This window comes from Halorubrum sp. Atlit-26R, assembly GCF_003666015.1.
Lineage (GTDB): Archaea > Halobacteriota > Halobacteria > Halobacteriales > Haloferacaceae > Halorubrum.
In genome coordinates this window covers 1-748 of the sequence record NZ_QPLT01000200.1, presented here as the reverse complement: position 1 = coordinate 748, position 748 = coordinate 1, and the positions used below count along the sequence as shown (strand labels likewise).

Genomic DNA, 748 nt, shown 5'->3' with positions numbered 1-748 from the left:
TAGGCCGAGGGTGTCATAGAACGGTTATTGTGGGTGGGATGAGAGAGCGTTTGTCTAGTTGAGTTCAAAAATGGCGTGAAACTGGAGTTACTCTTGGCATAGATCGCCGTACAGCGGGTATGTGAACTGTTCTATGACACCCTCAAAGACGCTCGCTACCGCTACACAACCGAGGTGTAAGGATTAACTAGACAGATAGAGACAGCGGTTCTCCTAGACTCACCGATCCAAGAGTGGGCACTCCGAAGACACGCCTGTGGAGACTTGGTTCCCACGGGAAGCACGGTGGTTCCTGCGAAGTGCGTCGTGGAATCAGGAAATCCCTGACTCAAGGAGCTGCTGAAGGCGGCGAGTAGGCAGGGATGGTTTGTCGGTTGAACCGGAACGCCCCCCCCCAAAAGAGCTATAGATGGGTTATGTGGAATTTCTATAGTGAGCCAAGACGACAACCACCGGGAAGGCGATACCCCAACACCTGGAGAACCGCCCGGCCCAGGCAAACCATCCGAGGAACAGCCAGCAACTCCCTTCGATGAAGTTGCCGATGACACTACGGACAGTGCCTCGCTAGGACCAACTGAAGAGACAAGCGAACTACCGGACGAGCGGGAAGAAGACCCCACACCAGAGGTAGTGGACGGCGACTTCGACATATTTGATCTCGTGGAAGATGGGAAAATTGATGAAAAAGACGAAGAGCCGATCACCACCCCTACGGACTATGAGTCTACAGTAGATTCGTCCCTCA

The 748-nt window shown here is 53.5% G+C and carries 1 protein-coding gene; it reads left to right on the top strand.

Annotated features, from left to right (window positions below):
• Positions 1–432: 432 nt before the first annotated feature.
• Positions 433–748 (top strand): hypothetical protein (locus DVK07_RS22510; RefSeq protein WP_303646395.1); only part of this gene is annotated, 316 nt, incomplete at its 3' end.